This window comes from Streptomyces sp. NBC_00986, from assembly GCF_045162565.1.
GTDB lineage: Bacteria > Actinomycetota > Actinomycetes > Streptomycetales > Streptomycetaceae > Streptomyces.
Genome location: NZ_CP108733.1, coordinates 8,950,466 through 8,970,728 on the forward strand (window position 1 = coordinate 8,950,466; position 20,263 = coordinate 8,970,728).

Annotated in this window: 16 protein-coding genes and 1 riboswitch; of the genes, 4 read left to right on the forward strand and 12 right to left on the reverse strand. The window is 70.9% G+C overall.

The window, feature by feature from the left end:
• Positions 1–2 precede the first annotated feature (2 nt).
• Genes cobO through OG504_RS40215 form a run of 5 tightly spaced genes read right to left on the reverse strand, consistent with a single transcriptional unit; the run spans position 3 to position 8,713 of the window.
• Entirely contained in the window at positions 3–602 is a 600-nt protein-coding gene (gene cobO, locus OG504_RS40195; RefSeq protein ID WP_405994191.1) for a cob(I)yrinic acid a,c-diamide adenosyltransferase, read from the reverse strand.
• On the reverse strand, positions 602–2,617 hold the full coding sequence (locus OG504_RS40200) for a putative cobaltochelatase (RefSeq protein ID WP_405994192.1): 2,016 nt from the start codon (positions 2,615–2,617) through the stop codon (positions 602–604). Before OG504_RS40200 ends, cobO begins: the two co-directional genes overlap by 1 nt.
• The gene (gene cobN, locus OG504_RS40205; protein WP_405994193.1) at positions 2,614–6,267 is read right to left on the reverse strand and encodes a cobaltochelatase subunit CobN; all 3,654 of its coding nucleotides are present in this window, start codon (positions 6,265–6,267) and stop codon (positions 2,614–2,616) included. The genes OG504_RS40200 and cobN overlap by 4 nt, the downstream gene beginning before the upstream one ends.
• Positions 6,264–7,775 (reverse strand): cobyric acid synthase, encoded by a 1,512-nt coding sequence (locus tag OG504_RS40210; protein WP_405994194.1) that lies wholly within the window; start codon positions 7,773–7,775, stop codon positions 6,264–6,266. The genes cobN and OG504_RS40210 overlap by 4 nt, the downstream gene beginning before the upstream one ends.
• The gene (locus OG504_RS40215; RefSeq protein ID WP_405994195.1) at positions 7,772–8,713 is read right to left on the reverse strand and encodes a cobalamin biosynthesis protein; all 942 of its coding nucleotides are present in this window, start codon (positions 8,711–8,713) and stop codon (positions 7,772–7,774) included. Before OG504_RS40215 ends, OG504_RS40210 begins: the two co-directional genes overlap by 4 nt.
• A gap of 99 nt (positions 8,714–8,812) precedes the next feature.
• A riboswitch (cobalamin riboswitch) is annotated at positions 8,813–8,955 on the reverse strand.
• Between the two features lie 268 nt (positions 8,956–9,223).
• Between OG504_RS40215 and OG504_RS40220 the strand changes: the two genes are divergently transcribed.
• Complete coding sequence (locus OG504_RS40220; RefSeq protein ID WP_405994196.1) at positions 9,224–9,442, forward strand: DUF397 domain-containing protein; 219 nt, start codon at positions 9,224–9,226, stop codon at positions 9,440–9,442.
• A 246-nt stretch (positions 9,443–9,688) separates the two neighbouring features.
• Here OG504_RS40220 and OG504_RS40225 read toward each other — a convergent pair whose 3' ends face one another.
• The 5 genes from OG504_RS40225 to OG504_RS40245 form a co-directional block, all read right to left on the reverse strand.
• Positions 9,689–10,321 carry a hypothetical protein gene (locus tag OG504_RS40225; RefSeq protein ID WP_405994197.1) on the reverse strand — a complete coding sequence of 211 codons (633 nt, stop codon included), beginning with the start codon at positions 10,319–10,321 and terminating at the stop codon, positions 9,689–9,691.
• Between the two features lie 43 nt (positions 10,322–10,364).
• Complete coding sequence (locus OG504_RS40230; protein ID WP_405994198.1) at positions 10,365–11,231, reverse strand: helix-turn-helix domain-containing protein; 867 nt, start codon at positions 11,229–11,231, stop codon at positions 10,365–10,367.
• A 278-nt stretch (positions 11,232–11,509) separates the two neighbouring features.
• Positions 11,510–11,731, reverse strand: a complete 222-nt coding sequence (locus OG504_RS40235; RefSeq protein WP_405994199.1) for a hypothetical protein — start codon at positions 11,729–11,731, stop codon at positions 11,510–11,512.
• 33 nt (positions 11,732–11,764) lie between these two features.
• Complete coding sequence (locus OG504_RS40240; RefSeq protein WP_405994200.1) at positions 11,765–13,015, reverse strand: anion permease; 1,251 nt, start codon at positions 13,013–13,015, stop codon at positions 11,765–11,767.
• A gap of 167 nt (positions 13,016–13,182) precedes the next feature.
• The gene (locus tag OG504_RS40245) at positions 13,183–13,986 is read right to left on the reverse strand and encodes a lysozyme (RefSeq protein ID WP_405994201.1); all 804 of its coding nucleotides are present in this window, start codon (positions 13,984–13,986) and stop codon (positions 13,183–13,185) included.
• Positions 13,987–14,182: 196 nt separating this feature from the next.
• Here OG504_RS40245 and OG504_RS40250 point away from each other — a divergent pair, with 196 nt between their 5' ends.
• From OG504_RS40250 to OG504_RS40260, 3 genes are all read left to right on the forward strand, one after another.
• Complete coding sequence (locus OG504_RS40250; protein WP_405994202.1) at positions 14,183–14,926, forward strand: class II aldolase/adducin family protein; 744 nt, start codon at positions 14,183–14,185, stop codon at positions 14,924–14,926.
• A 979-nt stretch (positions 14,927–15,905) separates the two neighbouring features.
• The gene (locus OG504_RS40255; RefSeq protein ID WP_405994203.1) at positions 15,906–17,033 is read left to right on the forward strand and encodes an alpha/beta hydrolase family protein; all 1,128 of its coding nucleotides are present in this window, start codon (positions 15,906–15,908) and stop codon (positions 17,031–17,033) included.
• Positions 17,034–17,275: 242 nt separating this feature from the next.
• Positions 17,276–18,685, forward strand: coding sequence for a hypothetical protein (locus tag OG504_RS40260; protein WP_405994204.1), 1,410 nt, complete (start codon positions 17,276–17,278; stop codon positions 18,683–18,685).
• Between the two features lie 27 nt (positions 18,686–18,712).
• Here the strand turns inward: OG504_RS40260 and OG504_RS40265 are convergent, their stop codons facing one another.
• Positions 18,713–19,126, reverse strand: a complete 414-nt coding sequence (locus OG504_RS40265; protein WP_405994205.1) for a VOC family protein — start codon at positions 19,124–19,126, stop codon at positions 18,713–18,715.
• Positions 19,127–19,241: 115 nt separating this feature from the next.
• Entirely contained in the window at positions 19,242–20,132 is an 891-nt protein-coding gene (locus tag OG504_RS40270; protein WP_405994206.1) for a neutral zinc metallopeptidase, read from the reverse strand.
• Between the last annotated feature and the right edge of the window lie 131 nt (positions 20,133–20,263).

Below are 20,263 nucleotides of genomic sequence, written 5' to 3' on the forward strand. Positions count from 1 at the left end.
CTTCACCACTCGATACCCCGCTGGCCCTTCTGCCCCATGTCCATCGGGTGCTTGACCTTGGACATGTCGGTGACGAGGTCGGCGAATCCGACCAGCTTCTCGGGCGCGTTCCGCCCCGTGATGATCACGTGCTGCGTCCCCGGACGGTCCCGCAACACGGAGATCACCTCATCCGTGTCGACCCAGCCCCAGTGCATCGGGTACGCGAACTCGTCGAGCACGTACAGCTGGTACGTCTCGGCGGCGAGATCCCGCTTGACCTGCTCCCAGCCCTCGCGCGCCTTCTCCTCGTTGTCCATCTGGGAGTCGCGCTGAACCCACGACCACCCCTCGCCCATCTTGTGCCAGTCGACGGACCCGCCCTCACCGGAAGCACCCAGCACCCGAAGGGCGTTCTCCTCCCCGACCTTCCACTTCGCCGACTTGACGAACTGGAACACCCCGATCGGCCACCCCTGGTTCCAGGCGCGCAGAGCGAGCCCGAAGGCGGCGGTGGACTTGCCCTTGCCCACGCCCGTGTGCACGATCACCAACGGCCGGTTCCGCCGCTGACGAGTCGTCAATCCGTCGTCCGGTACGACACTTGGCTGTCCCTGCGGCATTACGCGGCCCTCCTCTGTACGTCCTTCACGAGCCCGGCGATCGAGTCCGCCCGCAACTCGTCCAGCGTCACCGCCGTACCCTCCAGCTCACCGGCCAACTGCCCGGCCAACCCCAGCCGTACGGGCCCGGTCTCGCAGTCCACGACCACGGAGGCGACCCCGTCGGCGGCGAACAACCGCGCCGCCCGCCCGGCGAGCGCGACCGGCTCGGGCCCACCGGTGGCCCGCCCGTCGGTCACCAGGACGACCAACGCCCGACGGGCCGGATCCCGCAACCGCTCCACCCGCAGCACGTCATGCGCCTTGAGCAGCCCGGCCGCGAGCGGCGTCCGCCCACCCGTCGGCAACGACTCCAGCCGTACGGCGGCGGCGTCCACGGAAGAGGTCGGCGGCAGGGCGACATCGGCGGCGGACCCGCGGAAGGTCACGAGCCCCACCTTGTCCCGCCGTTGATACGCGTCGAGCAGCAACGACAGCACAGCCCCCTTCACCGCACTCATCCGCTGCCGTGCCGCCATCGACCCGGACGCGTCCACGACGAACAGCACGAGGTTGCCCTCACGCCCCTCCCGCGTCGCCTGCCGCAGATCGTCCCGGCGCACGACCAGCCCACGCCCGGACCGCCCACGCGCGAGCTGATGCGGAGCGGCCGCCTGGATGGTCGCCGCCAAGTGCAGCTTGGTGAGCGCCCCTTGGGGCCGCTTGGCCCCGGTGGTCCGCCCGTGCTCGGTCCGCGCCCGCGAACGCCGCCCGGCGGCACCCTCACCGATCCCCGGCACGCTCAACACCTTGGTACGGAAGGGCTCGGAGGCCCGTACGGGCTGCTGCTCACCCGAGCCCGGACCCGAAGGCTGCGGCTCCCCGCCATCGCCGGCCTCGGGCTGCGCCCCGGCGTCCCCGTCCTGAGGCCCGTCGGAATCCGACTCGGGCGGCTGCCCGCCACCCCCACCGGACCCGTCGGGACCGCCGTCCGGATCCGGATCGTCGTCGGGCTCCTGCTCCTGCTCCGCGAACTCCTCCAACGTCTCGTCGAGCTTGTTCTCGTCAAGTCCCGGCGCGTCGAAGGGATTTCGCCGCCTGCGGTGCGGCAGCGCGAGCAACGCGGCCTGCCGTACGTCCTCGGCGAGTACGTCCGTCCGCCCAGCCCACGCGGCCAGCGCGGTCGCCGTACGGGCCATCACGATGTCGGCCCGCATACCGTCCACCTCGAACGCCGCACAGGTAGCCGCGATCTGCCGCAGCGCGCCGTCCCCGAGCCGCACCGACGGCAACAACTCCCGCGCGGCCACGATCCGTTGGCGTACGGCGGACTCCTCGTCCGCCCAGCGCACGGTGAACCCGGCGGGATCGTCGTCGTAGGCGAGCCTGCGCCGGACCACCTCGACCCGCTGGTCGGGCTCCCGCGAGGCCGCGACCTCGACGGTCAGGCCGAAGCGGTCGAGCAACTGCGGGCGCAGTTCGCCCTCTTCGGGGTTCATGGTGCCGACGAGCAGGAAGCGGGCGGCGTGCCGGACGGAGACGCCTTCGCGTTCGACGTACGACGCGCCCATCGCGGCGGCGTCCAACAGCAGGTCCACCAGGTGGTCGTGGAGGAGGTTGACCTCGTCGACGTAGAGGATGCCCCGGTGGGCGTCGGCCAGCAGGCCGGGCTCGAAGGCCTTGACGCCTTCGGAGAGCGCCCGCTCGATGTCGAGCGCGCCGACGAGCCGGTCCTCTGAGGCGCCGACCGGCAACTCGACCATACGGGCGGGGCGTTGGGCCCCGGGCCCGGTCTCGTGCGGTCCGTCCGGGCAGGCCGGGTCGGGCGCGGCGGGGTCGCAGGAGAAGCGGCAGCCGGAGACGACGGCGACCTCCGGCAGCAGCGCCGAGAGCGCGCGCACGGCCGTCGACTTGGCGGTGCCCTTCTCGCCGCGCACCAGCACACCGCCGACCGCCGGCGACACGGCGTTCAGCAGCAGCGCGAGCCGCAGATCGTCCTGGCCGACAAGGGCCGTGAACGGAAAGGGAGTTGTCACTGGTCGTCACCCTCCAGGTCGCCTTCGAGCTCCAGGTAGGTGGCCCGCAGTCGTTCCAGCGTGTCCGCGTCCGGCTCGGCCCACAGTCCGCGCTCGGCCGCTTCGAGCAGCCGCTCGGTGATGCCGCGCAGCGCCCACGGGTTGGACTTCTTCATGAAGTCCCGGTTCTCCGGGTCGAAGACGTACTCCGCGCTGAGCTTCTCGTACATCCAGTCGTCGACGACCCCGGCCGTCGCGTCGTACCCGAAGAGGTAGTCGACGGTCGCCGCCATCTCGAAGGCGCCCTTGTAGCCGTGGCGCCGCATCGCCGCCATCCAGCGGGGGTTGACCACGCGGGCGCGGAAGACCCGGTGCGTCTCCTCGCCCAGCGTGCGGGTCTTCACCTGGTCCGGGGTGGCGGAGTCGCCGACGTACGCCTCGGGGGAGGTGCCGGTCAGGTGACGGACCATGGCGACCATGCCGCCGTGGTACTGGAAGTAGTCGTCCGCGTCGACTAGATCGTGCTCGCGGGTGTCAACGTTCTTGGCCGCTACGGCAATGCGCTTGAACGCCGTCTCCATGTCCCCGCGGGCCTGCCGTCCGTCCAGGCCGCGCCCGTACGCGTAACCACCCCACACGGCGTACACCTCGGCGAGGTCCGCGTCGCTGCGCCAGTTGCGCGCGTCGATCAGCGGCAGCAGCCCCGCCCCGTACGCGCCCGGCTTGGAGCCGAAGATGCGGGCCGTGGCCCGGCGTCGGTCGCCGTGCTCGGCGGTGTCCTCGTCGGCGTGCTTGCGGACGTAGTTGGACTCCGGCGGCTCCTCCAACTCGGCCACTGCCCGCACCGCGTCGTCGATCAGTCCGACGACGTGCGGGAAGGCGTCCCGGAAGAAGCCGGAGATGCGCACCGTGACGTCGATGCGCGGCCGGCCCAACTCCGTGACGGGCACGATCTCGAAGCCGGTCACCCGGCGCGAGGCGTCGTCCCAGACGGGACGGCAGCCCAGCAGCGCGAGGATCTCGGCGATGTCGTCACCCTGGGTGCGCATCGCCGACGTACCCCACACCGTGAGGCCGACGGACGTGGGGAACTCGCCGTTGTCCTGGAGGTAGCGCTGCACGAGCGAGTCGGCCAGCGCCTGCCCGACCTCCCAACTCAGCCTGGACGGAATGGCCTTGGGGTCGACCGAGTAGAAGTTCCGGCCGGTCGGCAGGACGTTGACCAGGCCACGGGTCGGGGAACCCGAGGGGCCCGCCGGGACGTAACCGCCGTTCAGGGCGAGCAGGATGTGGTCGATCTCGTCGGTGGTGCGGGAGAGGCGGGGGACCACCTCGTCACAGGCGAACTCCAACACCGCGACGGCGTCCGGGAGTTCGGTGCCGATGACGGCATGGACGAGCGCCGGTACCGCCGTGACCTCCCACTCCTGGGACTCCATGCCCTCCGCGAACCGGCGGCACAGCTGCTCCAGCAGATCGATCGCGTCGGCGGCGGACCGGGCGGGCCCGTCGACCAGCTCGGTCAGCTCCACGGGCACCTTCACCGGCGCACCCGGCTCGGCCAGCAACTCCTTCTCGACCAGGCCGAAGTGCTGTGCCAGCGCGGCCCGCAGACCGGGCAGGGCGTTCGCCTGCCCGCCCCACACCTGCGAGGCGCGCAGCACGGCCAGCACGAGGTTCACGCGCGCCTCGCCGACCGGGCCGCCGCCGAGGATGTGCAGCCCGTCGCGGATCTGCACGTCCTTGATCTCGCACAGATAGCCGTCGATGTGCATCACGAACTCGTCGAACGCCGCGTCGTCCGGCTGGTCGTCCACATGCAGGTCGTGGTGCAGTTCGGCCGCCTTCACCAGCGTCCAGATCTGCGCGCGCACGGCCGGCGCCTTCGTCGGGTCCAGGTCGGACACGAGGGCGTACTCGTCGAGGAGTTGCTCCAGCTTGGCCAGGTCGCCGTAGGTGTCGGCACGCGCCATCGGCGGCACGAGGTGGTCGACGACCGTGGCGTGCCCGCGCCGCTTGGCCTGGGTGCCCTCGCCGGGGTCGTTGACGATGAACGGGTAGATCAGGGGGAGTTCACCGAGCACGGCATCCGGCGCGCAGCCGCTGCTGAGCCCAAGTCCCTTGCCGGGCAGCCATTCCATGGTGCCGTGCTTGCCCATGTGGATGATCGCGTCGGCGCCGAACGAGTTGTCCAGCCAGCGGTACGCGGCCATGTAGTGGTGCGACGGGGGCATGTCGGGGTCGTGGTAGATCGCGATCGGGTTCTCGCCGAAGCCGCGCGGGGGCTGGATCATGACCACGACGTTTCCGAACTGGAGGGATGCCAGCACGATGTCGTCGCCGTCGACGTAGAGGTTGCCGGGCGGCTCGCCCCACGCGTCCAACATGCCCTGCCTGAGCTCCGGTTCGAGCTTGTCGAACCAGGCCTGGTAGTCGGCGAGCGGCACCCGCGCGGGTGCGGCGGCCAGTTGCTCCTCGGTGAGCCATTCGACGTCGTGACCACCGGCGTTGATGAGCCGGTGGATCAACTCGTCACCGTTGTCCGGGTGTTCGTCGACCCCGTACCCGGCGTCCCGCAGAGCATCAAGCACTCGAATCGCAGAAGCGGGCGTGTCCAGACCGACCGCGTTGCCGACCCGCGAGTGCTTCGTCGGGTAGGCGGTGAAGACGACCGCGAGCTTCTTCTCAGCGTTCGGCTTGTGCTTCAACTTCGCGTGCCGTACGGCGATTCCGGCGACCCGCGCGGCCCGCTCGGGGTCGGCGACGTAGACCGGGACGTCGTCCGGGCCCTGCTCCTTGAAGGAGAAGGGGACGGTGATGAGGCGGCCGTCGAACTCCGGGATCGCGACCTGCATCGCCGCGTCCATGGGGGAGAGGGCGGCGGCGGAGTCGTCCCAGGCCGCCTTGGACGACGTAAGGCAAAGTCCTTGCAGCACAGGGATGTTGAGGTCGGCGAGGGCGCCGATGTCCCAGGCCTCCTCGTCGCCGCCCGCCGAGGCCTGGGAGGCGTGGGTGCCGCCGGAGGCGAGGACGGTGGCGATCAGGGCGTCCGCCGTGCCGAGGATCTCGTACAGCCCGGAGTCGGCGCCGCGCAGTGAACCGCAGTACACGGCAAGGGCGTTGGCGCCCTTCGCCTCGATCTGCTCGCAGAGGGTGTCCACGAAGGCGGTGTTGCCGGAGAGGTGGTGTGCCCGGTAGAAGAGCACGCCGACCGTGGGGCGGCCCTCGACGTGGGCGCGCTCGCCGTGGACGCCGAACTCGGCCATCTTCTGCGGCTCTTCGAAGCCCTCGCCGGTGAGCAGCACGGTGTCCGAGAGGAACCGGGCGAGTTCGGTGAGGTTGTCAGGGCCGCCCTCGACGAGGTAGCGCAGTGCCTCAGCGACGACACCGGCCGGTACCGACGACTCGGCCATCAACTCGGCGTCGGGGACGGTCTCTCCGCCCAGCAGAACGGTCGGGATGCCCGAGGCCTTGAGTGCGGCGAGCCCGTCCTCCCAGGCACGCTTGCCGCCGAGCAGTCGTACGACGGCGATGTCCGAACCGGAGATCAGGGCGGGGAGTTCCTCCGCCGCGTCCACCCGGGACGGGTTGCCGATCCGGTACCCGGCGCCGGAGGCCCGGGCCGCCAGCAGATCCGTGTCGGCGGTCGACAACAACAACACTGTGCTCATGCGGGCGCTCCCGGTGGAATGAAAGGCAGTCCTTGCGGCGCGCCGGACTCGATGAGTCGCCAGAGCGCGTCCGTGTCCGCGTGCTGTTCGATGAGGTCGCCGAGCCGGTCCAGCTGCTCCTCGCGCAGCGCGGCGAACGAGGTGTCGGGCGCCGGCACGAACCGGCGGCCCGCGGCGGCCGCCACCTCGCGCAGGAACGCCCGCCGGAACCCGTCCGACTCCAGCGAGCCGTGCCAGTGGGTGCCCCAGGTCTGACCGACCCGGCAGCCGTCCAAGAAGGCTTCTCCGCCGGTGAGTTGGGCGACCCCGTGATGGATCTCGTACCCCTCGACCGGCTCGCCGAGGGCTTCGCCCACCGGCCGGGTGAGGGTCTTCTCGCGCGCGAACCGTACGCGCAGCGGCAGAACTCCGAGCCCGTCGACCGACCCCTGCCGGCTCTCGACCTCGTCGTCGATGTGCTCACCGAGGATCTGGAAGCCGCCGCAGATCCCGAGTGTTGGCCGTTGCTCGGCCGCCCTGCGCACGAGGGCGTCCGCAAGTCCCCGCTCCCGCAGCCACTCCAGCGCCTTCACCGTGCCCCGGGTCCCCGGGATCACGACGAGGTCCGCGTCGGCCAGCTCCTCCGGCCGGTCCACGAACCGCACCACGACGCCCGGTTCGGCGGCCAAAGCGTCCACGTCGGTGAAGTTGGACATGAGGGGGATCGCGCAGACGGCGACCCGCAGCACGTCCTCGCCGACCGGCGGCGCGGTGTTCGACTCGCGCACGGTGCCGCGCAGCGAGATCCGCAGCCCGTCCTCCTCGTCGATCCCGAGCCCGTGCTGGAACGGCAGCACGCCGTAGGTCCGGCGCCCGGTGAGGCCGAGGAGCATCTCCAACCCCGGTTCCAGCAGCGAGACATCGCCCCGGAACTTGTTGACGAGGAACCCGGCGACGAAGGCCTGGTCCTCGGGGCTGAGCAGCGCCACGGTTCCGAAGAAGGAGGCGAAGACGCCCCCGCGGTCGATGTCGCCGACGACGAGCACGGGCAGTTGGGCATTTCGCGCGATGCCCATGTTCACGATGTCGGTCCGCCGCAGATTGATCTCGGCGGGACTGCCGGCGCCCTCACAGATCACCGCGTCATACGTGCCCCGCAACTCGGCGAGACAGTCCAACACCGTGCCGAGCAGCGCCTCTTGGCGCCCGCCGTGATAGCCGCGGGCACTCATCTCGCCAACTGGCTTGCCCATCAGGACGACTTGGCTGCTGCGGTCGCTGCCCGGCTTGAGGAGGACGGGGTTCATCAGCGCGGTCGGCTCGATGCGGCAGGCCTGTGCCTGCATGGCCTGGGCCCGCCCGATCTCCGCCCCTTCCCGCGTCACGAACGAATTCAGGGACATGTTCTGCGCCTTGAACGGCGCGACCTTCACGCCCTGGCGCACCAGCCACCGGCAGATCCCGGCGGTGACGACACTCTTGCCGGCGTCCGAGGTGGTCCCGGCCACCAACAGCCCACCGCCGCTCATGACTTCCGTCCCTTCACGAGGAGCCGCCCGGCGACACTGACGCCGAGCGCGAGCAGACCGACGCGCCGGGACAGGCGTACGGCCCGCGCGATGTCCGGTACGGCGACGGGGCGTCCGTCGCCGTTGAGCACGGGCCGGTGCTCGACCCGGCCGCCGTAGGAGAGCGTTCCGCCGAGCCGTACGCCGAGGGCTCCCGCGAAGGAGGCCTCGACGGGGCCGGCGTTGGGGCTGGGGTGTTTGCCGGCGTCGGTGCGCCAGGCGCGTGCCGCTCCGCGCGGGTCGTCGCCCGCGACGGTCGCGAGGGTCGCGGTGAGGCGGGCGCCCGGCCAGCCGGCGACATCGTCGAGGCGGGCCGAAGCCCAGCCGTAGCGGCGGTACTTGGGCGACTTGTGGCCGACCATCGCGTCGAGCGTGTTCACGGCCCGGAAGCCGAGCAGGCCCGGGACGCCCGCGATGCCGCCCCAGACCAGGGCGCCGACGACCGCGTCGGACGTGTTCTCGGCGACGGACTCGACGACGGCACGGGCGATCCCGTCGGCGTCGAGGGACTGCGGGTCCCGCCCGCAGAGGTGGGGGAGCCGTGCCCGCGCACCGTCGATGTCCCCGGCCTCCAGCGCGCGCCCGATGACCCCGGCCTCGCGCGCGAGGGAGGTCCCGCCGACGACGGCCCAGGTGGCGGCGGCGGTGAGGGCGGCAGAGGCCGTACGAGACGGTCGTAGGGCCGAACTGGCCGCGGCGGCGAGGGCGATGGTGCCACCGACGCACACGGCGGTGTGCAGGGCGCCCCAGCCTCGGTGGTCGCGCCACAGCACCTGTTCCACGGCACCGGCGGCACGGCCGAACGCGGCGACCGGATGCCCGCGGCGGGGATCGCCGAGGAGGTGGTCGCCGAGGAGGCCGGCGGCGGCGCCGTACGCGAAGACGCGATCGGCACGCATCGGGTCAGCCGATCGCTGGGTCGGACACGGGGATGGTGCGGGACCTCGAACGGCAGCCGAGCATGGCGATATGTCCTCACTCAGGGTGTCCACGCCCTGGTTCGACGAGACCGGCGGTGAGAGTTCCTGGCTCCCGGGGGTGTCTACCCCGGTGACAGTGGCGGGACCGCGCCGGATTCACACCGGCTTCCTCTCCTGCCGCCGTATATGGCTCCGGCAGTCCACCATGCTGTTGGAAGGGCCGTCAACTTGCTGTTGACCTGCGGGGACGGAGTGTGCTGATGCCCACACTAGGTCCGGATTCAGGCTAGGCAGCGCCTGTCCAATTCGTAGAATTGGACACAACGACAAGGGAGCGGCACAGAACATCCGGGGCGGGTCCCGTCCGGTTCGGTCCTGGTGCGGTCAATCCGGGAACTAGGTGTCGTGCCTTTGCCGTCCGGGACTAGTCTGCATCGACCGGGCGGGTGCGCCGCGACAGGGGTTGAGGCTCGACATGGGGGAGGCGGTGTGGCCGACCGGGCATCCGCGTGGCGTTGGCAGAAGAGCAGCTACACCAATCCGACCGGAGAGTGCGTCGAGGTCGCCCATCCCGGAGGCGAGGTGTGGGTGCGGGACTCCAAGAATCACGCGCAGCAACACATGGTCGTGACCCGTATGGCGTGGTCCACGTTTGTGACGGCGGTGGCAGCGGGCAGAGCCGATGGCGACGCAACCCGTCCAGCGTGAGCCGCGAGAGGCTGGGGGCACAAATGGGGGCCGAGAGTGAACGACCGCCGCCGGGCAGTGGGATTCCTGCCGAGCGGAAACGGCTCGCGCTGTTGTCGTACTGCGCCGTGTGCGGAGCCGTTGCCACGGCTGCCGGGGCCCTGACCTCCCTGCTCTTCGACGGAGTCCATGAGCGGTTCACGGTCTGGATCGTCACTTCGGCGGTAGTCGCGGCGGGGGCCGGGGTGGCATGGGGGTTCGCGCCGGTCAGCTTCCATTGCCTTGCTGCGGGTCATCGGTTCGCCTCCCGCCCGAGGGCCGACCGTCGTTCTCCGTCCGGTCGTTGAGATTCCCGGTTCTCCTCCTCGCCTGCGGTTCACGGCGATCCCGCAGCCTGCGTATGAGCCATCCGATCGTCCCGGTCAGGAACGCGCTGCCCGCCGAGACCAGTGCTACGTGTGTGGTGGGCGAGAGCCTGACGTGGTGGAGATCGATGCCCTTTGCGATGTGCACTGATATCACCAGGCTTCCCACGATGAGCGCGGTGCACAGAGTGAGACAGCCACTTTTGGCCAGGAAGCCCCTCAGCTCCTGGTCCCTGGTGCGGAGCCCGCGCTCATGCTCTGCTTCCAGGAGGCCGTCCAGCGTTTTGGCCTGGCCTTCGTCCTTCATGCCCACAGCGAAGAGGTCGTGGACCGTGGGGTGGTTCCACTCCTCCTGGACCGGCGGGTTCTCGCTGGAGGTCTCGCTTTGAAGGGAGTCTGGTGTTGCTGGGGTCGCGGGTGGTGATGATGCTCTGGTGGCGTGTGTGTCGCCGGAGGCGGCTTGATCAGGGCTGCGGGCAGCGGACAGGGCAGTGAGGAAGTGCCGCACGAGCCCTTGCCAATCGAAGAGCGGCATTGCCGGCCCTCCCCCTGCTGTGCCCGAGCCGTGGGGCTCCGGGTCAGACCACGCTGAAGGCTTCCTTGGCATCGTCGATCAGATCGAGTGCCTGGGTCCCGCTGTAGGCGAGATTCCGCAACTGCTCGAAGGAGTCCTGGAAATTGGCCACGAGTTCGAAGTTGTCCCGGGTGGCGATCGAGCCGGCCTGGGAGAACTCGAGGTAGATCAGGTCTTCCTCGTCCTTGAAGCTGAGCAGGACGAACGCGGTCTGTGTGCTCAACAGGGCACCGGCCGAGAACGGCAGTACCTGAAGGGTGACGCGCGGATGCTCAGCCATGTTCTTGAGGTGCTGCAACTGTCGACGCATGACGTCGGGTTCACCGATTCTGCGCCGTAGAGCCGCTTCGTCCACCACGAAGTGCAACTGGTCGATGCCGGTGTCCTCGTCGAAGACCCGCTCCTGTCGGGCGGTGCGGAACTCGACGATCTTGCGCCGGAAGACGGCGTCGGGCAGCTCGGGCACTGCCAGGGCGTCCGCGTACTCCTCGGTGTGCAGCAGGCCGGGAATGACGACGGGGTGGTACGTACGCAACGACGTGGCGGCCGTCTCGAAGCCAAGGTACTCGTAGAAGCGCGGAGCGGAGAGACCCGCGAAGGGCGCCCACCACGACTGACCCTTGGAGTTGCGGGCGGCGTTCTCCAGGTCGTCCACCGTCTCGGGATCTTCCAGGCGGTACAACTGCACGAGGGCGCGCAGGTCGGTCAGGGCGACACTGACCGTCCCTGTCTCGATGCGGTTGAGTTTCGAGACGGACCAATCCACCTGACCTGCGGCCTCTTCCCGGGACAGACCGGCTGCCTCACGTGCTCGGCGCAGTGCGATGCGGAGCTTGCGGCGATTCAGGCTCGGGTCCACTTCCCTGCGCATGACTCTTCCTTTGGTCCTCATTGCGAGTCGGCGGCGCCTGCTGTCATGTGAGTACAGGCCCATCGATATGTGGCAAAGTGCTGCCTGTCCACTGGCCTTGCGTCAACGTGAGCCTATCAGATGGGAGCACTCCGATATGACACATGTCGGATCGAGTTTCGGCTGGTTGGGGCCTGCCCGTCTGCCACGCGGCAAGGCGGGGCGTGGCGTGGCGTGAACGCATAAATCCCGGGAGGCCCGACCAATGGTCGGGCCTCCCGGGATTTCGAGTTGTGGCGTCAGGCCACGATCAGATAGATCCCGTACGCCACCGCCGCCGTGCAGGCCGCGAAGCAGGCGTAGGCGCCGGTCAGGGCGAGGGTCGCGGAATCGCCCTGGGCGGTGGCGCGTTCGCGGCGGGAGAGGCCGACGATGCCGAGGGTGAAGACCGCCACCAGGGAGACGGTGGCCACGAGGCTGACGCCGAAGACGGAGCCGAGGGCTGCCCAGTCGATGTGCATGCTGATTCGTTCCTTCGTGTCCGGGGCGCGGGCTCAGACGGCGGCGGCCGGCGGTGTCGCCGGGTCGGACTTCGCGAGGGTGGGCGGGGAGGGGATCGTCGCCGACAGGCCCTCGGAGAGGGCGACCGACGGGGGCGGCGGGGTCACGGCGGCGATCGCGGTGGTGACCACGCCGGCCGGTTCGTCGATCTCGTTGACGTTCGAGGCGTCGACGACCTGGCGGCGGGAGAGCAGCCAGATGGCGGTGCTGGAGGCGACCAGGAAGACGGCCACCAGCGCGGTGCCCCAGTCGCCGAGGTCGGTCACGGACTCGGCGAGCGCGCCGACCAGGGCGGCGGCCGGGAGTGTCAGGCCCCAGGCGACGAACATCCGGGTGGCGGTCGACCAGCGGACGACACCGCCCTTGCGGCCCAGGCCCGCGCCCATCACCGAGCCGGAGACGGCGTGCGTGGTGGAGAGCGAGAAGCCGATGTGCGAGGAGGCCAGGATGACCGCGGCGGCGCTGGTCTGGGCGGCGAAGCCCTGCTGCGGCTGGAGGTCGGTCAGGCCCTTGCCCATCGTGCGGATGATGCGCCAGCCGCCGATGTACGTGCCCATCGCGATGGCGAGGCCCGCGGAGAGGATGACCCAGGTGGGCGGGTCCGAGTCGGGGGCGATGGAGCCGCCGGCGATCAGGGCCAGGGTGATGATGCCCATCGTCTTCTGCGCGTCGTTCGTGCCGTGGGCCAGCGAGACCAGTCCGGCGGAGGCGATCTGGCCGACGCGGAAGCCCTTGTCGGCGGCCTTGCCGCCCGCGTTCTTGCTCAGGGCGTAGGAGAAGCGGGTGGCGAGCATCGCCGCGACGCCCGCGACGATCGGGGCGGCGATCGCCGGGAGCAGCACCTTGGTGACCAGGACGTCGCCGTGGACCGCGCCGGTGCCGGCCGAGGCGATGGTGGCGCCGATCAGACCGCCCATGAGGGCGTGCGAGGAACTGGACGGCAGGCCGACGAGCCAGGTCACCAGGTTCCAGAGGATCGCGCCGACCAGGGCGGCGAAAATGACCTCGGGACGGATGCCGCTCTCGTCGACGAGCCCCTTGGAGATCGTGTTGGCGACCTCCACGGAGAGAAAAGCGCCCACCAGGTTGAGGGTGGCCGACATGGCCACCGCGACCTTGGGCTTGAGCGCACCGGTCGAGATGGTGGTGGCCATCGCGTTGGCGGTGTCGTGGAAACCGTTCGTAAAATCGAACGCGAGTGCGGTGATTACCACAATCGCGAGGATCAGCGAGAAGTTTTCCATTTACCCAGGCAATCGTTCGAAGTCATTGGCGCGTTGACCGTAGGAAACCTGAATGAACGGAAGATGAACTAGGGGGGTATCCGTGGTGGCCGATTTGCCTGGTGGATGCCTGGTGGGTGCCTGGTGGACGTCTCGTGGGTCGTCTTGTGGATCGCCTTGCGGGTCGTTTAGTAGCCCCGGGCGAACTTCCGCAGCTGGCTCACCGTTCCGTTGAAGAGATTCTGGTCACCCGGCAGGCTCCCGCTGTTGTCGTACTGCCAGAAGGTCCAGTACGACCATCCGGCGGGCAGCGAGCCCGCGTCCGCCGCCTCGTGGCGGGCGATCCACAGGGCGTGTGTCGAGGCCAGGGAGCTGTTGTTGCCCGTGCAGGTCTTCCACCACAGGGCGGTCGTGTAGATCACCGGGCGGCGGCCGGTCTCCCGGTTCACCTCGGCGCTGAAGGCCTTGATCCAGTTGGCCATCCCGGTCTTGCTCAGGCCGTAGCAACCGTGCTTCTTGTCGTACGGGTTGGTCTCGATGTCGAGGGCCGGCGGCAGTGTCCAGCCGTCCGCCTTCCAGTCGCCGCCGTGCGCCACGAAGTACCCGGCCTGGCTCGCGCCCGACGACCTGTCCGGCAGGGCGAAGTGGTACGCGCCGCGGATGATGCCGGCCTTGCGGGCGCCGTCGTACTGCTGGTTGAAGTACGGGTTGCGGTAGGTGGTCGACTCCGTCGCCTTGACGTAGACGAAGGTGGCGCCCTTCGCCTTCGCGCTCGGCCAGTTGACGTTCTTCTGGTGTGAGGAGACGTCGTGGCCCTTCGTCGGGCTCGCGGCGATGCTCGCGGCGGTGGCCGGGATCTCGGCGAGCGCGAGGGTGGTTGCGCCGACGGTGAGTGCGGCGACGGCGGTCGCGACGAGGCGGGCGCGGGGGTGGGTGTGGAGGCGGATGCCGGTGCGGGCGCGGGTCAGGGACGGTTTGCGATCACGGGCCATGTTTCCCCCGGGAATGGCGGCGTGCACGACAAATCTCCCAGAGGTTATTGGAAGATCCGTCAATGCCGGTCGGTCTCCGGCCAAGCGGCTGGAGTGGGTGGTTGGCACCCATATGTCATCTTTCGGATGCGCGGCTTCCGGCCTAAAGTGCCTTCGCCCGAACGTGCGTTGGGGCACCGGCTGACAGGATCACGGCATGGCTGAGCAACGGCGGGACCAGGGGGACGGGCGGGGCGCCCGGGAGAGTGCGGGGGCTGTGGGGGACGCGCGGAGGAGGAGTGTGCGCGCCGATGAGGCGCACGCCTGGGGCGCGCTCGTCGCGACCGCACGCCGGACGGTCTCCGACGGCCTGGTCGTCGGCACCTCCGGGAACGTCTCCGTGCGCGTCGGCGACACCGTCCTGGTCACACCGTCGGGCGTCCCCTACGACCGCCTCGCGCCTACGGACACGGTCGGCGTGGACCTCGACGGCCGTCAGGTCCTCGGCACCCTGCTCGCGACGAGCGAACTCCCCATGCATCTCGCCGTCTACCGCAGCACCGACGCCCACGCCGTCGTCCACACCCACGCCGTCCACGCGACGGCCGTCTCGACCCTCGTCCCCGAACTCCCCTCCGTCCACTACATGTCCGGCGCCCTCGGTGGCCCGGTCCGGGTTGCCCCGTATGCGACCTACGGCACGGAGGAGTTGGCCGAGAACATGCTCCAGGCCCTGGCCGACCGCTCCGCCTGTCTCCTCCAGAACCACGGCACGATCGCCTACGGCGACTCCCTGGACCAGGCGTTCGACCGCACGGCCCAGCTGGAGTGGATGTGCCGGTTGTGGCTTACGGCGTCGTCGGTACCGGGGCTGTCGCCGACGTTGCTGACGGGGGAGCAGGTGGCTGAGGCGGGGGAGAGGTTGCGGGGGTATGGGCAGGGGGTGCGTTGGGCGGGGTGAGGGGTGGGTGTGCGGTGAGGGTGCGGTGAGGGTGCGGCGGGGTGAGGGGTGAGCGCGGAGGGTGAAGGCGGCGAGGTGAGGGGGGTGGAAGCGAGGGGAAGGGGAGAGCGCGGTGAGGGTGCGGGTACGGGCGGCGGAAGGGAGCGGGTGAGGTCGGCCGTGTGTGGGGTGCGGGCGGCGGTGAAGGGGCGAGGTTGGGTGGGGTGAGGGTGACGGGTGGCAAGGGTGAGCGCGGGGAGGGCTAGGTGGGTGCTGTCGTCGGCTCGCTTCCTTCGGGTCCTGCCGGGGTGTGCTTCCGGCGAGGACCGATCGGGTGGCGCCGAGCTGCTTCGCATCACCCGCGTCACCCGCACGGCTCCGCGTCACCGGTCCGCCTCGCGCAATCCCCGCGTCCCGTGCGACCGGCAGCCTTAGCGTCGCCTCGTGCCACCAACCCGTCGCGCATCACCCTTGAGGTCCCGCGCAACCGGCACTGTCCCCTCACCGCCACCCGCATCGTCACTCAAGCAGTGCCCGCTGCCACCGGCATCGTGTCTCTCGGCGTCACCGAGACGACCCGGCCTCCGGACACCTGCGCCCGGCACCCCAAGCAGGACCCGCCACCGCTCTTTCCCCGCTGCCATCAGCAAGGCATCCGCCCCCCGCATACTTCCGCCCGGCACTTTCAAGCGGCGCGCGCCACCATCGGCTCCGTCTTTGCTGCCGCCACTGAGACACCCTCTAGCCCCCTGGACACCGCCCCCCCGGGGTACCTGCGCCCTGCACCCCCGAGCGGCCCTTGCCACCACCGCTCCGTCCCCGCCACCATCACCGAGGCATCCCGGCCCCCACATACCTCCGCCTGCCCCCGGCAGCGCCCGCCCCACCGGCACCGCCCCTCCCCCCACCACCGAAACACCCCGCCCCCGACACACCCCCACCCGGAACCCCCCGCCCCCTCCGGCTGGCCGGTACCCGTCTCCCCCGGGACACTGGACCCGTGCGCACAGTCAAAGCGACGGCCGCGGCCGTCTCCGTGGCCCTCGCGGCCGGTGTCGCCGGCGTCGCCGTCGGCCGGTTCGCCAGTGATGCCGCGTTGAAGGCGCCGCCCGGGCGTCCCCTGCCGACCGAACCTCGGCTCACGGTGCACTCCACCGCCGCCGGTCAGATCGCGCTCACCCGGGACCTCGCCTCGCTGCGCCCGGGTACGTACGGCCTCGCCGGCGACGGCTCCCACGCGGTCGTCGGGCCCGTCGTCGACGCGGCGTCGCCCTCCGCCGACGCCGTCGTACGCCGCCTGGAACGCGTCACCCACGGCACCCTCCGCCCCGGCGGCAAGGTGTGGCTCACCCCGAACGTCCACGTCGGCAACCCGAGCACCGCCCTCGGCCTGGACCACGCCGACATCGACATCCCCGGCGAACTCGGCTCCCTGCCCGCGTGGTTCGTGCCCGGAGCGCGCAGCACCTGGGTGATCGCGGTGCACGGACTGGCCGCGACCCGCGAACTCTCCCTGAACGTCATGGAGTTCCTGCACCGCAACAGCTTCCCGGTGCTCGCCCTCGCCTACCGCGGCGACCTGGGCGCGCCCCGCAACCCCGACGGCCTGGGTCACCTCGGCGAGACCGAGTGGCGCGACCTGGACGCGGCGATCCGCTACGCCGTGCGCTACGGCGCCGAGCACGTCGTCCTGTACGGCTGGTCCACCGGCGCCACCATGGCGCTGCGCGCCGCCGCCCACTCCGCGATGCGCGACCACGTCTCCGGCCTGGTGCTGGACTCCCCGGTGCTGGACTGGGAGACGACGCTGCGCGCCCTCGCCACCGCCCGGCACACCCCGGGCGCGCTGCTGCCGCTCGCGGTCCGCGCCGCCCAGGGCCGTACCGGCCTGCACGGCGACCGCATCGCCGAGGCCGCCGACCCGACCCGGCTCCGGGTTCCGACCCTGATCTTCCACGGTCCGGACGACACGGTGGCCCCCTGGAACCTCTCCCGCCGCTTCGCCGCGCACCGCCCCGACCTGATCACCCTCCAGCCGGTCGCCCACGCCCCGCACAGCGCGATGTGGAACGCCGACCCGGCCGGCTACGAGGAGATCCTGCGCCGCTTCCTGACACCGCTGATGTGATCCGCACCCCGCTGATGCCTTTCGCTCACCGCTGACGTGATCCACCGGCCCGTACCGGACGCCCCCCTTCACCACCCCGGACTCGCACCCCCACCACACCCCGCCGACCTTCCGTTTAGCCCTGTACCACTGGCCTGATCCCGGTCCCCAGCTGCCCGCGAGACCCCGTGCCTTGGCCCTCCCCGTCGCCCGCCGTGACATTCCGTTTGGGTTTTCGGACCGTCAACCGGAAGACTGCACCCGTGACGTCCCGTATCCCGCGCGACTCCAGGCTTCGACTCGTCCGCCCGCGACCCCTGGCCGCCGCCCCCCGAGCGATGAACCAGCGGCGCTCGCGCCGCCCCGCACCCCGCCCTCCGGAGGGCACACCGGCCCCCGCGGAACTGGCCAGAATGGCACGCTCCGGCCTGGCCGGAGCCGCCCGCGTCGCCCACTGGGCCGACGCCGCACTACGCCCCGGCCGTGACAGCGCGAGCCCCGACGGCAAGGGCACCCTCTCCGACTCGACTGCCGAACTCGCGGCCGAGGACCTCGGCCTGACCCCGGCTCAGGTCCGCGCCGACTGGGACACCGCCCGCCTCGCCGGCCTCGTCGAGGTGCACGGCGACGAGGCCCGCCCCGGCTGGCGGCTGCGCGCCTGGGACCGCGACGACAGCGCCGTCCTGCGCGGCTGGGTCGCCCTCTTCGACGCCTGGTCGCTCGCCCACCCGGAACCCCGGGAGCACGAGCCCTCAGCCGTCGCCGAGGTCGTCTCGGCCATGCCCCAGGTGCTCTCCTTCCTCCAGCTGTCCGCCGGCCCCGTCCCCGTCGAACAGCTCCTCGACCTCCTCGGCCAACGGGTCACCGAACTGCGCACCGAGCGCTGCGAGATCCCCTACGGCCCCCAGCCCGAACCCGTCCAGCAGCCCCCGGCCGCCGACACCCCCGACACCCCTCTCGACCCCCTCCTCGACTGGGCCCTGCACGCCCTCGCCTCCGTCGGCGCCCTCACCTACGGCGACGCCCAGGCCACCCTCACCCCGCTCGGCAGCTGGGCGGTCTGGGTCAAGCTGGAGCAGATCTGCGTGGCCGCGCAGAGCCCCGCCGGGAACATCGAGCAGTCCGCCGAGGACATGCTCCGCGGCTGCTCGCAGCTCCGCCCGAACGCCGCCCGCGCCGAGTACCGCGCCTGGCTCGCTGCCCGCACCGTGGGCACCGCCGTCGGCCAGCTGATCGACGCCGCCCGCGGTGAGGACGCCCTGCTGCGCGGCCTCGCCTTCGAGGCGCTGCGCGTCGTCGGCGCCCCGGCCGAGCCCGACGTCCGCGCCGTCGCCGACGAGGCGACCCTGCGGCCGTACGCCCTGCTGTGGCTCGCCGAGCACGACGGGATCGATCCGGAGGACGCCCACGAGGTCCTCACCCGTGCCGAGGCGACCTGGCTGTGGGTCGACACCGCCGCCGCCGTCGCCGACCACGGGGAGGCCCCGCTGCTGGTGCGGCACCTGGAGTCCGCCATCCAGCCGACCGTCCCTATGCTCCTCGACGAGGTGCGCGCCGTGGGCCACCCCCGCACCGTGCAGGTCCTCGTCGCGCTCGCCGCCGCCCATCCCGACCCGGCCCTCGCCAAGGCCGTACGCCGGGCGGCCTTTCAGGTGCACACGGGGGGAAGCTAGGCGCGAAGCGCGCGAGACCAGGCGCGGTCAGATCCCTATTTCCGGAGCGTACGTACCGAAGCTCCAGATGTTGCCCTCGGCGTCCCGGGCCATGTAGTCCCGCGATCCGTACTCCTGGTCCGTCGGGGGCATCAGGATCTCCGCGCCGTGCTCCACGGCCCGCCGGTGATGGGCGTCGACGTCGTCCACGACGATGTACACACCGGTGGGACCCGCGCTCTTCATCGCCTCGTCGAAACGGCCGCCGCGGCCCTTGGAGCCGAGCATCACCGCGCCGTTGCCCTGCACCAGCTCGGCGTGCATCACCGAGCCGTCCTCGCCCTCGTACACCGCCAGTTCGGTGAAGCCGAAGGCCTCCGTGAGCTGCCGGATCGCCGCCTTCGCGTCCGTGTACAGCAGGGACGGGTAGATGCTGGGACGCCCACTGTCCTTGCCTGCCATGCCGATCACTTCCTTGTGCGTCGGGTGTTTTTCGATGGTCTGAGTGCTTTCGACGAGTCTTGCACCCGCCACTGACAACGGCCCCCGAACCGGGCACAGCGGCCGACGACGGCCGTCAGCGGAAGGTGTTGCACTGCGCCATGTCCCCGGTCTTGTAGCCCGTGTAGAACCACTGCTGCCGCTGCGCCGCCGACCCGTGCGTCCAGCTCTCCGGCGTCACCCGGCCCTGGAACCGTTCCTGGATCCGGTCGTCGCCCACGGCCGCCGCCGCGTCCAGGCCGTCCCGGATGTCGGCGTCCGTGAGGCTGGTGATCAACGGCCGCCCGGTCGACTCGTCCTTCGTGGTGGTCGCGTGGTGCGCCCAGACCCCGGCGTAGCAGTCGGCCTGCAACTCCACTTTCACCGCGTTGCTGTTCGCCCCGGTCCGCCCGTCCTGGGACCTGCCGAGCGTGCCCATCAGGTCCTGCACGTGGTGCCCGTACTCGTGCGCCACGACGTACGCCTGCGCGAACGGCCCGCCGCTTGAGCCGAACTTCGTCCGCAGCTCGTCGAAGAACCCCAGGTCCAGATAGACCTTCCGGTCGCCGGGGCAGTAGAACGGCCCCACCGCGGAGGTCGCCGTCCCGCACGCGGTGGCGACCTGCCCGCTGAAGAAGACCGTCGGCGACCGTGTGTACGTACCGCTGCGCCGCCGGAACTCCTGCGTCCAGTAGTCCTGCACGCTGTTGACCACCGCCACGATGCGGCAGTCCTCCTTGGTGTTCGCGTCCTGCCCGGTACGGCAGGTCGACTGCACCTGGGCCAGCGAGGACGCCGTCGCCGCCGGTGAGTCGCTGCCCGACGACAACCCGAGGTTGTCGGGACCGACACCGAAGAAGAGCCCGAGCAGCAGCGCGATCAGCCCCGCGAGGCCACCGCCCACGGTCGCCCGGCCCCCGGGAATCCGGCTGCCGCGCACGTCCTGCACCTCGGAGGTGTCCAGATTCGCGTCGTCGTCGAACTGCATGGCGTCATCCTCGCCCGGCGTTCCCGGCGGGGCGCCGGACGAGGGGCCGAACGGGGGACGGCTCCCAGCCCGGCCCACCGAGGCCGTAGGCACGCGCGTGCCTACCGGCCCACCGAGCCTGCACACACGCG

Coding starts and splice junctions, on each gene's coding strand:
- OG504_RS40250 (WP_405994202.1), top strand. CDS start 14,183: ATGGCTGAGCAACGGCGGGACCAGGGGGACGGGCGGGGCGCCCGGGAG.
- OG504_RS40270 (WP_405994206.1), bottom strand. CDS start 20,132: ATGCAGTTCGACGACGACGCGAATCTGGACACCTCCGAGGTGCAGGAC.
- OG504_RS40225 (WP_405994197.1), bottom strand. CDS start 10,321: ATGCCGCTCTTCGATTGGCAAGGGCTCGTGCGGCACTTCCTCACTGCC.
- OG504_RS40235 (WP_405994199.1), bottom strand. CDS start 11,731: ATGCACATCGACTGGGCAGCCCTCGGCTCCGTCTTCGGCGTCAGCCTC.
- OG504_RS40230 (WP_405994198.1), bottom strand. CDS start 11,231: ATGCGCAGGGAAGTGGACCCGAGCCTGAATCGCCGCAAGCTCCGCATC.
- OG504_RS40240 (WP_405994200.1), bottom strand. CDS start 13,015: ATGGAAAACTTCTCGCTGATCCTCGCGATTGTGGTAATCACCGCACTC.
- cobN (WP_405994193.1), bottom strand. CDS start 6,267: ATGAGCACAGTGTTGTTGTTGTCGACCGCCGACACGGATCTGCTGGCG.
- OG504_RS40215 (WP_405994195.1), bottom strand. CDS start 8,713: ATGCGTGCCGATCGCGTCTTCGCGTACGGCGCCGCCGCCGGCCTCCTC.
- OG504_RS40265 (WP_405994205.1), bottom strand. CDS start 19,126: ATGGCAGGCAAGGACAGTGGGCGTCCCAGCATCTACCCGTCCCTGCTG.
- cobO (WP_405994191.1), bottom strand. CDS start 602: ATGCCGCAGGGACAGCCAAGTGTCGTACCGGACGACGGATTGACGACT.
- OG504_RS40245 (WP_405994201.1), bottom strand. CDS start 13,986: ATGGCCCGTGATCGCAAACCGTCCCTGACCCGCGCCCGCACCGGCATC.
- OG504_RS40210 (WP_405994194.1), bottom strand. CDS start 7,775: ATGAGCGGCGGTGGGCTGTTGGTGGCCGGGACCACCTCGGACGCCGGC.